The sequence below is a fragment of the bacterium genome (assembly GCA_035945995.1).
Taxonomy (GTDB): Bacteria; Sysuimicrobiota; Sysuimicrobiia; order Sysuimicrobiales; family Segetimicrobiaceae; genus DASSJF01.
The window spans coordinates 20,086-32,727 of record DASYZR010000025.1 but is presented as its reverse complement, the minus strand read 5'-3'; the positions used below and the strand labels follow the sequence as shown (position 1 = coordinate 32,727).

13 protein-coding genes are annotated in these 12,642 nt (G+C 67.4%); 7 read left to right on the top strand and 6 right to left on the bottom strand.

All coding sequences use genetic code 11. The features are described from left to right. The 5 genes from VGZ23_02475 to VGZ23_02455 all read left to right on the top strand — a co-directional run. A partial coding sequence (locus VGZ23_02475) for an aminotransferase class III-fold pyridoxal phosphate-dependent enzyme (protein HEV2356465.1) occupies nucleotides 1–893 on the top strand: 893 nt, incomplete at its 5' end. Between the two features lie 23 nt (nucleotides 894–916). After that, nucleotides 917–1,765, top strand: coding sequence for a CoA ester lyase (locus VGZ23_02470; protein HEV2356464.1), 849 nt, complete (start codon nucleotides 917–919; stop codon nucleotides 1,763–1,765). A gap of 608 nt (nucleotides 1,766–2,373) precedes the next feature. Next, the gene (locus tag VGZ23_02465; protein ID HEV2356463.1) at nucleotides 2,374–3,390 is read left to right on the top strand and encodes a PQQ-binding-like beta-propeller repeat protein; all 1,017 of its coding nucleotides are present in this window, start codon (nucleotides 2,374–2,376) and stop codon (nucleotides 3,388–3,390) included. A 238-nt stretch (nucleotides 3,391–3,628) separates the two neighbouring features. Beyond that, nucleotides 3,629–4,204, top strand: coding sequence for a hypothetical protein (locus VGZ23_02460; protein ID HEV2356462.1), 576 nt, complete (start codon nucleotides 3,629–3,631; stop codon nucleotides 4,202–4,204). After that, the gene (locus VGZ23_02455) at nucleotides 4,191–4,826 is read left to right on the top strand and encodes an RES domain-containing protein (protein HEV2356461.1); all 636 of its coding nucleotides are present in this window, start codon (nucleotides 4,191–4,193) and stop codon (nucleotides 4,824–4,826) included. The genes VGZ23_02460 and VGZ23_02455 overlap by 14 nt, the downstream gene beginning before the upstream one ends. 50 nt (nucleotides 4,827–4,876) lie before the next feature. On the opposite strand, the gene VGZ23_02450 is transcribed toward VGZ23_02455, so the two are convergent. Continuing rightward, nucleotides 4,877–5,269, bottom strand: coding sequence for a VOC family protein (locus VGZ23_02450; GenBank protein HEV2356460.1), 393 nt, complete (start codon nucleotides 5,267–5,269; stop codon nucleotides 4,877–4,879). A gap of 168 nt (nucleotides 5,270–5,437) precedes the next feature. Here VGZ23_02450 and VGZ23_02445 point away from each other — a divergent pair, with 168 nt between their 5' ends. Both VGZ23_02445 and VGZ23_02440 read left to right on the top strand, forming a co-directional pair. Beyond that, entirely contained in the window at nucleotides 5,438–6,022 is a 585-nt protein-coding gene (locus tag VGZ23_02445; protein HEV2356459.1) for a mismatch-specific DNA-glycosylase, read from the top strand. Continuing rightward, nucleotides 6,019–6,822 (top strand): SDR family NAD(P)-dependent oxidoreductase, encoded by an 804-nt coding sequence (locus tag VGZ23_02440; protein HEV2356458.1) that lies wholly within the window; start codon nucleotides 6,019–6,021, stop codon nucleotides 6,820–6,822. Before VGZ23_02445 ends, VGZ23_02440 begins: the two co-directional genes overlap by 4 nt. Before the next feature lie 30 nt (nucleotides 6,823–6,852). Here the strand turns inward: VGZ23_02440 and VGZ23_02435 are convergent, their stop codons facing one another. From VGZ23_02435 to VGZ23_02415, 5 genes are all read right to left on the bottom strand, one after another. After that, nucleotides 6,853–7,674: a glucose 1-dehydrogenase gene (locus tag VGZ23_02435; protein ID HEV2356457.1), complete on the bottom strand. Its 822-nt coding sequence runs from the start codon at nucleotides 7,672–7,674 to the stop codon at nucleotides 6,853–6,855. A 653-nt stretch (nucleotides 7,675–8,327) separates the two neighbouring features. After that, a complete protein-coding gene (locus VGZ23_02430; protein HEV2356456.1) occupies nucleotides 8,328–9,857 on the bottom strand; it encodes an NAD(P)/FAD-dependent oxidoreductase in 1,530 nt (509 codons plus the stop codon). A 4-nt stretch (nucleotides 9,858–9,861) separates the two neighbouring features. Next, complete coding sequence (gene rbsK / locus VGZ23_02425; protein ID HEV2356455.1) at nucleotides 9,862–10,788, bottom strand: ribokinase; 927 nt, start codon at nucleotides 10,786–10,788, stop codon at nucleotides 9,862–9,864. A 72-nt stretch (nucleotides 10,789–10,860) separates the two neighbouring features. Further along, entirely contained in the window at nucleotides 10,861–11,100 is a 240-nt protein-coding gene (locus tag VGZ23_02420) for a hypothetical protein (GenBank protein HEV2356454.1), read from the bottom strand. A gap of 152 nt (nucleotides 11,101–11,252) precedes the next feature. Then, nucleotides 11,253–12,638 (bottom strand): hypothetical protein, encoded by a 1,386-nt coding sequence (locus VGZ23_02415; GenBank protein HEV2356453.1) that lies wholly within the window; start codon nucleotides 12,636–12,638, stop codon nucleotides 11,253–11,255. Nucleotides 12,639–12,642 lie beyond the last annotated feature (4 nt).

The window sequence follows — 12,642 nt, the reverse complement described above, 5'->3', positions numbered from 1 at the left end:
GCGCGCTGTCGGCCTCGGGGTTCGCCGCGCGCCGCGGACCCTACGAGCCCCTCCTGCTCCCGTTTCCGCAGATCCCGGAAGTGCATTGCCGCCGCTGCCCGTTCGGGCTCGAGTACGGCCGCTGCCGCATCGAGTGCGCGTCCGCGCTCGACGACGCGATCCGGCGGGAAGGACCCGACACCGTCGCCGCCTTCATCGCCGAGCCGGTGTCGGGCGCGGCCAACGCCGCGGTCGTCCCCCCGCCCGAGTATTTTCCCGCGATTCGCGAGATTTGCGACCGGCACGGCGTCCTGTTCATCGCCGACGAGGTGATGACCGGGCTCGGCCGGACCGGCGCGAACTTCGCCATCGATCACTGGCACGTGGTGCCGGACATCATCACCTGCTCGAAGGGGCTCGGGGCCGGCTACATCCCGGTCGGCGCCGCGATCGTCCGCGAGCGGATCGCGGATCGGATCCTCGCGGTCTCCGGACGGTTCGTCCACGGGCACACGTACGCCGGCAACCCGCTCGCGTGCGCGACCGCCGCGGCGGTGCTGGACTACATCCGGACGCATGAGCTCGTTGCGGCGGCCGGGCGGAAAGGCGGGCTGGTCCGCGACGAGCTCGAGCCCCTCCGCTCGCACGCCGCGGTCGCCGAGGTGCGCGGACTCGGTCTCATGTGGGGCGTGGATTTCCAGGTGCCGGCCGGCCACCCGGCGGCGGCGGCGCCGGGACCGGCGGTCGCGGCGGCCGCGACGCGCAACGGGCTTCTCGTGTATCCGGCGGGCGGATCGCTCCCCGGCACCGTCGGCACTCAGATTCTCGTGGGACCGCCGCTCACGATCTCCGCGGACCAGATCGCGGAGCTCGGGCGGCTCCTCCGGCAGAGCGTCGCGGAGGCGCTGGCCTAGAGGGGAGACAGGTGTTGCGAAGCATGCTGTTCGCTCCGGGCAACGACGCGGAGGCGACCACCCGAGCGCTGCATCATGCCGCCGCCGACGCGGCGATCCTCGATCTGGAAGACACCGTCCCGACGGCGGAAAAGGCGCGCACGCGCCAATTCGTGCGCGACGCCGTGGACGTGCCTCATACAACGAAGGCATACGTGCGTGTGAACGGTGTCGATACGCCGTGGTTCTTCGGCGACCTCGAAGGAATCATCGGATCCGGGGTGGACGGCGTTGTCCTTCCCAAGGTCGGCGGCGCCCTCGAAGTCTACCTGGCCGACAGATTCCTGACACACCTGGAGCGTGAACGAGGCCTGACCGCGGGGAGTATCGATCTGCTCCCCCTCATTGAGACGGCGCGGGGGATGGTGCATCTCCCCGAGATCGCGGCGAGTCGAATCTCGAGGATGCGCCGCCTCACCTTCGGCGCCGTCGATTTGAGTCTCGACGTCGGGTTCACGGCAACGGCAGAAGAGAACGAGCTGCTGTTCGCCCGCACCCGGATGGCCATATACTCTCGCTCGGGTGAGCTCGACCCGCCCATCGACACCGTGTACCTCGACCTCCAGAACACCGCGGGATTCGAAGACGGCTGCCGGCGCGCCCGGGCGCTGGGGTTCCAGGGCCGCCTGTGTGTCCACCCGGACCAGGTGCGGGTGGCCAACCGCGTCTTCGCACCCACCCCGGAGGAGCTGGCATGGGCGAGGGATGTCGTAACCGCATTCCGGGAGGCCGAAGCCCGCGGCCGGGCCGCCGTCGAGGTGCGGGGACAATTTGTCGACTACCCGGTCGTGCGGAGGGCCGAGCGGTTCCTCCGGGAGGCCGGACAACTGTAACGGGCGTGGACTCCGGCGACTCCTGATCGCTCAGGCCGCCGCGGGGATCTGCACTCGGCCCGCGCCCGACGCGACCTCGATGGTCGTCCCGAATGGCTCCGACAGCCCGCGCATCCACGTCAGGATCTCGGCGGCAAGCTCGGGCTTGGCGAGACCGGCGTTCCCCGATCCGGCCAGCCGGTACCGAAGCCAAGACTGAGCGGATGCAGGACGATCTCCGTAAGACGCCGGTCTTCGAAACGGCACAGGGGCAGCACGGTTTCCCAGTAGTGCCGATCGGCCGGAAAGCTTTGGGTGCCGTCCCTGGACAGCTCGCCGAACACTCGTCCGGCGACTTGGCCGGATCGATCGGCGGCGTCGCGTAGTCGTCGGCCGGCTCCCAGCGCTCGCGCCCCAGCTCGTGCGCGTGCAGGCTGACCAGCACGAGATCGGACACCGACCGCGCGGACCGCACGGACCGGAGGTTGCCGTCGAGATCGCCCGCTGGTGCGAATTCATAATCCAACCAGGACCCGATATGCTCTCAGACCGCGCCTGCGCTACGCTCGTACCTAATGATGTCCGCCGGCTGTACCGGAACCAACCGGCGAGGAAGGGGCGATCTTCTGTTGCGGCTTTCATCCGCGGCTCGCGTCATCGTGGTTGCGCTCGCGCTGTTGCTCGTCGTCTCGCTCTCCAGCCGGCCGGACGTTCTCGCCGGTCCGGCGACTGATTCCGACGTCGGCCTCACCGGCAACGTCCTGATCGCCGACGCGGACAACAACCGAATTCTCGAGGTCACCCCGGACAAGCGCATCGCCTGGGAGTTCCCGCGGCCCGGCGATCTGGCCCCCGGCCAGACGTTTGTCGATCCCGACGACGCGTTCTACACGCCCGGCGGCCATACGATCATCACCAACCAGGAAGACAACCACATGATCGCGATCATTGACTACGCGACGCGGAAGATCGTGTGGGAGTACGGCCGTGCCGGCCATGCCGGGAGGGCGCCGGGATATCTCAATACGCCCGACGACGCCTACCAGCTCCCCGACGGCCGCATCACCGTCGCGGACATCAAGAACTGCCGGGTCCTCCTCTTTGACCCGCCCCCCGCGCGCCACATCCGGCGGCAGTTCGGCGTCACGGGGCGGTGCGACGCCGCGCCGGGGCATTTCATGTCCCCCAACGGCGACACTCCCCTCCCCAACGGGAATCTCCTCGTCACCGAGATCGGGCGACGAACCGCGTCCGAACTCGACCTGGCGACCGGGAAAATTCTCTATCGCGTTCCTCTGCCCGTCGCCTACGCATCGGACACGCAGCTGACCCGGGCGGGAGAGTACCTCACCGTAGATTACGTACGCCCCGGCAAGGTCGTTGTCGTCACGCGGAGCGGAAAGGTCCTGTGGTCGTACGGACCCACGTCGGGGCCGGGCATGCTCAATCATCCGTCGTTAGCGATCGAACTCCCGAACGGCAATTTTCTTTTGAACGACGACGAGAATGACCGCGTCATCGTCCTCAGCCGGCGCACCAAGAGAATTCTTTGGCAATACGGGGTGACGGGGGTCGCGGGCCGGAAGCCGGGCTATCTCAAGGATCCGGACGGCGTGGACCTCAAACCGGTGACGTTCGGACGCTAGACTCGATGGAGCTCATCTACGGCGTCGCGGAACCTCTGGTTAAGTTGGTTAAGTCTTCTTGACGGTTTATCTCTGCAATGGTATTATATAGATCGTCAAGCCACACAGCGGCGGTCACCCAATGTCCCACCGTCAGCGATCGACAAGCGCGTCACTAGCCCCTCGAAGACGCGGCGGGGAGCGAAGTGCCCTCGTGCTATCGGCGTCCGATGTGCTTTACGCTCCTGTGGCCACTCTCATGGAGCAGACCAAGGAGCCGCTTCGTCGGGCTATCCTGACACGCTTTCTTCGTGCGGCCGGCTCGGCGCTCAGCGCAGCAAATACCGGCACCTTGACGAAGGCGGCCAGCGCGGATTCAGACCTCACGGCTGTGCTGGCAACCCTTGAGGCGTCGCTTCCGGACGCGGACAGTGCCACCGACGAAGAAGTCATCGCCAGGGCTCAGCTCGGTGGCTTGGACGCACGGCAACAGGTGCTGGAGGCCGAAGGCGGTACGCTAAGCGCCGAGCAGATGGCCCGCCGTCTTCATTTGACCCGGCAGGCCGTCGATCTGCGCCGCACGGAACCATCGTCTCATTGGTCTACCGGTGGGCCGGCACGGATTGCCTGGCAACTCGGCCCGGTCGGAATCTGGCCGTGGGTTCCACAGGTGATCCACGCCTTGGCTCCGCATGACCCATGGCAGCAGGTGTTCTTCTTGTTGAGCCCGCACCCGGACCTCGAAGGCGAAACCCCGTTGCACGCGCTGGGCGCCGGGCGCATTGACGAGGTCGTAGCGCTCGCACGTACCTACGCGGCATATGGCCTCGGGTAGGGCTCCGGATGACCCTACGCCGCCGGCCGATCTTGCAGCGCGAACGCTCCTTCTGACCACAATCCAAGAGCCGGCTTGGCGCGTGTACCCGGGCGACCACCGTCCGCTGCATTTCAACCGGCAGGACGGCCGCTTCAACGATCCCCGGCGGCAAGACGGTGTGCTCTACGCCGCCGGTACCGACGTGGCTGCCTTTGCGGAGCGTCTATTGCTTGCCGCCGGTTTGATCATGGGGCCCGTCGGGGCGGCGAATGGCGTGCGCGTCCCCGTGTCTGCCACGACACTCGAAACCTTTGCGCTCGCGACGATCACCTTCGCGCAACCGCTGACGTGTGTCGACCTGCGGACGCCGTCCGGCCTCACGCAGATCGGCGCAGGCCCTTGGTTGCTGACAGCCCCGCATTCGGTCTCGACCCAGTGGTCGCGGCCGCTATTCATGCATCCAAGCGCCCCGGAGGGAATCGTCTGGAGCTCGCGAGTGGGACAAGCCGTCATCTCCGTGGGACTCCACGAACGCGCCAGGCCGAAGATTACGGCAAAGGGCCTGGGGCCCTTGATTCGTCACCGCAGGCTGCTGGCTGACGCGATCCGGCGGTTTGGCTTGGTGATCACGCCTGGGTGAGAGCGCGCCGAATACGGCGCGCAGGTCGAGGTCGTCGTGGCGGATGCGACCTACGCCTCCTGCGTTTCGGCGAACTGAATAAGCACCCCGTGACCGCTCTTGGGATGAACAAATAATTCCTGCCACGCCGGATTATCGTAGTTCTCACCCACAACCTGGTATCCGGCGGCGCGCAGCTTGGCGGCCCACGAACGCAGCCCCGTGACCTTGAACGTGATGTGGTGCAGACCCTCACCGCGATCCCGCAGGAAACGAACGAGGAAGCTGTCGTCCCCCTTCGGCTCCAACAGCTCGACAACGCCGCCCGGAAGAACATATTGCTTGAAGGCGAAACCGTTGCCGGCCCCGCTCTCCCCGGGGGTCCCACCCAGGAGATCCCGCAGGAGTGGCTCGGCATCCAGGATGCGGCAAACCGCTATCGCCACGTGATCGAACACCACCATGACCAGCACCTCGCGATCGGCAGAGATGCACCGATGATCGTCGGCGATTCGTGGGACGCCTCACCGAGGAAGGCGGAATGTCCGCTTCTACGGAATTCCATGCTCTTCGAGTCCGGCCCTGTGCGTGACAGCACCAGGGATGGCCGAACATACGGAGAAAACGACGTCGTGCCTCCAACCGGCGAGAGGTACCCGTTTCGCACGTTACCGGACTACCTGAGACCAGGCCTGCGCGTCGTTTTCGTCGGCATCAACCCTGGACTCTACTCGGTCGAGCGCGGGCACTATTTCGCGCGGCCGGCCAGCCGATTTTGGCCGGCGTTCTCGCGGTCTCTATTGTCCGCGCCAATTCGCAGGGCGCTGCGCAAGCCCGCGCTTGGACCCGAGCAGGATGTGTCGTTGCTGCGATTCGGCATCGGCTTCACGGACGTGGTCAAGGTACCGAGCCGCAACGCGGGAGACCTCTCGCGTGAGATCTTCCGGGAGTGGGCGCCGCGACTGCTGCGGCGTCTGGCAAAGCATCAGCCCCGGGTCGCCTGCTTTCACGGATTGACCGGGTTTCGGCCGTTTGTGCAGTTTGCGCTGCACGAAGATCCTGCCGGGATTGTGTTGGGAGCGCAGCCCCTCACCGCGGGACGAACCCGGTTGTTCGTCGCTCCGAATCCCAGTCCGGCGAACGCGCACTTCACCGTCGAGGACCAAGTCCGATGGTACGATCGGCTGGCGGAATTCCTGCGCGGCAGCAAGCCGTGACGCCCCCCGGGGGGAGACTCATGCGGGGACTGAGAGACAAGGTCGCGATCATCACCGGCGGGGGACAGGGGATCGGTCGCGCGATCGCGCTGCGCCTGGCGCGTGAAGGCGCGGACATCGTGATCGCGGACGTGAATACCGCCACGGCATCCGTCGTGGCAGGCGAAGTGCGGGCAGCCGGGCGAAGAGCCCTGGCCGTTCAGACCGACGTCGCCCACGCTAACGATCGCCGCGCGCTCGTGGACGCGGCGCTCTCGACTTTCGAAAGAATCGATATCCTCGTCAACAACGCCGGCATCATCCGCGTCAGCGATCCGCTCGAGATTACCGAAGAAGAGTGGGACCTCGTTCAGGCGACAAACCTGAAAGGCACCTACTTCACCTGCCAGGCGGTGCTGCCGCACATGCTCGCACGGGGCCAAGGCAGAATCGTCAACATCGCCAGCATCGCGGCCAAAGCGGGCAGCACCGCGTTCGTTCACTATAACGTCAGTAAGGCCGGCGTCGTCGCCCTCACGCGCAATCTCGCCGTTGCCTACGGAAAACGCGGCGTCACCGTAAACTGCGTGTGCCCCGGCATCGTTGACACGGAGATGTGGGCAAAGATCGAACGCGAGGCCGGCGTCTTGCTGGGGATGGAACCAGGTGAATTCACCCAGAGCCGTGTGAACGCGATCGCGCTGGGTCGCTTGGAACAACCCGAGGATGTGGGAGATGCCGTGGCATTCCTGTGCTCCGAGGACGCGAGATACATCACCGGCCAGGCCATTAACGTGGAAGGAGGCATGATCTTCCACTAAAATGGCGTCTTGCCCGTGAACGGACCTGTGCTACGCCGGTCCGGGCTGGTTCACGCGCATCAGGTACCGGTACGGGTCACTGGTCACGACTGCGCCGCCCGACACCAAGAGGACGGCACCGGACACCCACGCCGCTTCGTCCGAGGCGAAGTAGACGGCCGCCGCGGCAACGTCCTCCGGCCGGCCGACCCGGCGCAGCGGGTAGAAGGCCGCGCGCGCCCGCCGGTCTTCCTCCGTCGCCAGCCAGGGCGCGGTGAGCGACGTCTCGACGACCGCCGGCGCGATGGCGTTCACCCGGATCCGGTGCTGACCCAGCTCAACGGCCATCGTCTGAGTCACATTGTTGAGCGCGGCTTTGCAGGCGCCATAAATGCCCTCGCCTCCGGGCGCCGCGTAGAGACTGTCGATCGAGGACATGAACAGGATCACCCCGCCCGCAGGCTGCCCGCGCATGATCCGCGCCGCGGCCTGCGCGCCGAACACCTGCGCCGTCAGGTTGAGCCGGAGCATCTGGTCCCAGCCGGCGTGGGTCACGTCCAGCCACTCCGTGGCACTCCCCGGCACGTCGGTGAATCCGCCGGCGTTGTTGACCCACACGTCGATCTTGCCGAAGTGGCCGACCGCTGCCGCGGCGGCGGCGCGCAGTTGTTCGATGTCAGTGACGTCCGTCGGTTGCACGGCCGCGCGCCCTCCCCGCGCGGCGATCTGCCCCTGCACCGCTTCCAGGTCCGCGCGGTTTCGGGCGGCCAGCAGCACGGCGGCCCCCTGTTCCGCGAACGCGAGCGCGATCGCGCGCCCGAGACCCCGGCTCGCGCCCGTCACGACACAGGCCTTCCCGGCCAACGAGAACATCAACCCGCCTCCCGGCTCCGCCCGCCCGGCCACATTTCCATGGGACCGCCACGATGAAATGCGCCTCGCCCGGTCTGCAACCCTCGTGCATCCGGCTACGGCCTTGGAAGGCTCTTCTCAGGCGAGGGCCATGCCTGGCGCAGCGCTCCATCGCTGTGCGCGAGGTCTTCCGGCGACGCCGTCCCGAGCGTTCTACGGACTATGCGCTTATCGATCGCGAGTGACTTGGAGACACGCAGCGTGCTCGGATGACGGAGCCCAACGGCGCGCCACACCCGTAGCGGAGAGTCGCCTAGTCCGGGGCGCGTGAAGTACCGGGGCTGACTACTGATCGGGCACACGATGATGTCGGGAAGGTCACGATGACGCGCGTTGGCGCTGACAATCAGCGCCGGTCGGGGCTTGGTCCCGGATCATCCGAGAACGGCACGTCGACAACGATTACCTGCCCCGCTCAAAGGTAATCGTAGAGGGCATCGTCCTCTCCCTCCCAAGCTTCCCGAAGACGAGCCTCGCCGAGTTGTCTCCACCCCAGGCTCTCCAGGTCACGTTCCGACAACGGCTGGATGAGAGCGTACGGCTTGCCGTAATGCGTCACATTATGGCCACAAGTATAGCCAACATGTGAAGACCGTCAATGCCGGAAATAGCCGTCACGCGATATCCGCGAGTATCGCGTGCGCCGCGTTGTGACCCGGCGCGCCCGTGACTTCCCCGCCCGGATGCGTGCCGGCGCCGCATAGGTACAAGCCCTTGATCGGAGTCCGATAGTGCGCCCAGCCGGGCATCGGCCGGCCGGCAAGAAACTGGCTCGGGACGATGTCGAGATGGCGGATGTTGCCGTCGGTGAGGCCGACGCGCTCCTCGAGATCCCGCGGGGTGAAGAGCTGCCAGTCGACAAGGCAGTCCCGAATGTCCGGCGCGTACCGCGCCAGGACGTCGATGAAATGTTCGCCCACCTCGTCGCGCCTCTCGTCCCACGTTCCCTCGGCCAGACGCACCGGCGCGTACGAGGCCCAGATCGACATCACGTGCTTCCCTTCGGGAGCCATCGTCCGGTCGTAGCCCGATGGGATTTGGATGTCCATCACGGGCGCGCGGGGCGGCCGGCCGTGCTTGGCGTCATCCCAGCTCTGCTTGAAGTATTCGATCGAGGGCGAGATCTTCGTATAGCCGAGGTAGCGCGCGTCGTAGTCGCCACGGAAGTATCGGGAGAGATCGGGAAGCCGGCTGAGCGCCGCGTGAAACTTGAAATACGCCGTGTTCGTCTTGAGCCGCCCGACTGTGCGGCGAAATTCGGCGGGCAGGTGTTCTTGGCCGACGAGCCGCAGGAACGTGCGCTTCGGGTCGGCGTTCGACGCGACGACGCGCGCGCGAATTTCCCCGCCGTCCGCCAGGCGAACGCCGACGGCGGCGCCGCCCTCGACCAGGATCTCCGCAACGGCGACGCCCGTCTCTACCGTCACCCCGTGTGACCGCGCCGCCGCCGCCATTGCCTGAGTGATGGTGCCCATCCCGCCCCGAACGATGCCGGTGTTCTCTCGAGGAGTGAAAGCGCTGGATCTGATGTACGTAAAGCACCAGGCGCTGCCGGGGGCGGTCGGGTCGCCGGCATCGTGCGCGTGGATGAACGCGCCGCGAATGGCCTCGTCCTCGAAAAACTCGGTGACCACGTCCTCGACGCTTGCCGCAAGCAACCGGTCCAGAAACGTGCGGTCGTCGGGCGTGCGCAGCCGGGCCGCCAATTCGGCCAGCGTCGGGGGCGCCGTAAGAAAGTACGGGTGAATCAAGGCCGCGGCGCGCTCCCAAAACGCCACCCAGCGCGGATACGCCTCGGCGTCCCGCTTGGAAAAGCGCCCAATCGCCTCCTGGGTTTGTTCCACGCTGTCCCACGTCAGGAGCGCGCGGCCGTCCGGGTAGAGACAGCACTTCAACGGAGCAAGGGGGGACACGTGGAACCCGTGACGGCGCAGTTGGAGGTCTTCGATTACCTTGGTCTGGAGCAGGTAGCAATAGTAGGAGCACGCGGAAAACCGGTACCCCGGGAACAACTCTTCCGTGACGCAGGCGCCGCCCACCATGTCCCGGCGTTCGAGCAGCCGCACGTCAAGGCCGGCTTTCGCCAGATAGGCCGCGCACACGAGGCCGTTGTGCCCGCCGCCGACAATGATGACGTCCGTCATCGGTTCACGGCTCCCCGGCGCTCCGCATGGCAGCCTCCACTTCGGCGCGCGCCGGCATCCCCACCTGGGCGCCCATCCGGGTCACCTTGATCCCGGCAACACTCCCGGCAAAGGCGGCCGCCTCGGCCACTCCTCGTCCCTCGCCGAGAGCAACGCCCATGGCTGCGGTGAAGGCGTCGCCCGCCGCCGTGGTATCCACGACGCGGGTCCGAACCGCAGGCACGGGGCCGCGGCCTTCCGGGCCCGCATAGAACGCGCCGCGGTCCCCGAGCTTCACCACGGCCACGCGCGGGCCCCGCCTGCGGAGCGCCTCGACGGCGCGTTCGGCATCGACGAATGAATGCACCTCGACGCCGGTGAGGATCTCGGCCTCGACCTCGTTGGGCGTGATGACATCGACGCAGGCATATAGAGCATCCGGGAGGGGGGCCGCAGGCGCGGGATCGAGACAGACGAGAACACCGGCGGCCTTGGCCATCGCCGCCGCGCGGAGGGTCGTTTCTATTGGCACTTCCAACTGCAAGAGCAGCACGCGGGCCCGAACGATCGTGTCGTGCGCCGCATCCACGTCCGCGGGGAGCAACCGCAAATTGGCGCCCGAAGCGACCATGATCATGTTGCGCCCATCCTGATCCACACCGATGAATGCGACGCCCGTCGCGGCGCCGCCATCGGCGTGCACATGAGCCGCATCGACACCATCCCGCCGAAGGCTCTCGACTAACTGACGGCCGAAGGCATCCTCGCCGACCCTGCCCACCATCGCCACCCGGGCGCCAAGGCGGGCGGCGGCGACAGCCTGGTTCGCGCCTTTGCCGCCCGGGAACGTCGAGAACGTCCCGCCCAGGATCGTCTCGCCTACCCGAGGGAGACGCGGCGCCTTCACGACGAGGTCCATGTTGAGGCTCCCGACGACGCAAATCTCGTTCATGCGGTCAGGCTTCTTCAAAGAGCCATGCGGCACCCGCGGCGACGCCGTTACGGCCGGGGCAATTCGCCATCGTCACCGGCGCAGATAGATAGTGAGCCTGCGGGGCGTCCGTGAGGAACGCAGGACAATCCGTACCGGTTTCTCCGGCTCCAGTGGCAGCGGGTCCGCGTCGAGAAACATCCCGACGACGTGCACGGGGTCGATCGCCGGCAGCGAGATCTGCCCGTCGGCCTCGTGGGCCGGAACCGTCAACCCGACGGCCCGGTCCTCAAACGCGACCTCCGAAAACCTCCCCGAAACGGTCGAATCCAAGATTGCGACGCCGTTGCGGGTCACGGAGAGCCGGTCATGTTTCGCGAGGCGGCGGGTTGATTTATGGAGCGACGCGTCGGCACCTAGGCCGAAGTCGCTCGATGAGCTCCTCGGTGACGAGTCTGAATCGTGATTCCCGGGCACTCCATCCGCTACCGCTTCACGCGGTCCTGAACGATGCGCAGGGCCTCGGCGCAGGCGGCGACGAGACGGTCGGCCTCGCCGCGCGCGAGGTGCGTGTTGGTGATCCCGTACGCCCAGCGGTAGCGGTCTTGATCGAGGATCTCGTCGAGCGGGACGTCCGCGACGCGGTCGAGATCCTCCGCATCCGGCAGATACCCGAGGTAGTCATTGCAGTAGCCGAGCACGAGCGTCGTCGCGAACGGGGCCGCGTCGCGGATGCGCCGTCCGCCGCGATTGAAGAGCTCGAAGGGGTTGCCCACGATCGCCGTATCGCCGACCGCGAGCGCCTGGACTTCCGCCTCCATCGGAGTGTCCTGCAGGCGCAGCATCGTCGCGTACATCGCAAGCGCCCCTTTCTGGTACATCAAGGGAAGGCGCTGGGCGGAGTTCATCGTGTGGAGGGCGGACGGCCAGACTTCGGGATAGGCGGGCTCGGGAACCTGCGCGAGGCGGGCCGCCCGGACCTCGACGTCGTCCGGTCCCCACGGCAGCCGCCGGCGGCGGAGCGCCACGGATCCGGCGTGCGCCGCGACCGCAAGCCGCGGCCGCGTCTCGATCGAGGGCACGAGCGCAGACACCCGGTCGGCGATCGCGCGGCCGAGGCGGTCTCGATGCTCGTAGGTCTGCGGGAGCGCCTCCGGGTTGCCGAACCAGTAGTTCCACGGCCCCACGTCGCCGGCGCACCCCTGCGTGAACATCGCGACGGCACCCGGATACGCCGCCTCGAGCGCCGCCCGGAAGGGGGCGGGAAAGTCCGCGTTCCACAGCAGCGTGTGGCCGGCCATCGTAATCGGGTGGCACGCAAACGACGCGACCACCGCCATGGGCCGGCCGTCGTCCCCGTCGACGCGCAGGACCGCGAGCGTGTCGTCCACGGGCTCCTCATGCCGCACCCGGTTCGTGGTCAGACCGGGCGCCGCGGCGGCGGCCCCGCCGGCCCGCGCCGGCCGCCGGTGATAGAAGGCGCCGTACACCGTTCCGGCAATGAGATCCGGCAGCGCGTGCGCGTAGGCGTCGAACTCCCCATGGTGCCCCATCGCCGCGACGCCCGAGCCGCGGACGAGGCTCGGCGCGCTGTGGTTGTGCGAGGCGTTCAGCAGCACCGCGTCCGGCGGGATCCCCGTGAGCCGCCGCACGCGCGCCCGCACCTCCTGCGCGAGCTCCCGCCCGATGAAGCCGAGGTCCACCGCCACGAGCGCGACCCGCCGCCGCCCGTCGTCGAGAACGAGCGCCTGCGCCAAGAGCGGCTCGTGCCGGCCGGCCGCGACCCCGGTCCGGAGACGCCACAGCCCGTGCGGCAGGCCGTAGGGCGGCGTGATGTCGGCCTGGGCGACCCCGGCCAGCAGCGGACCCATCCGG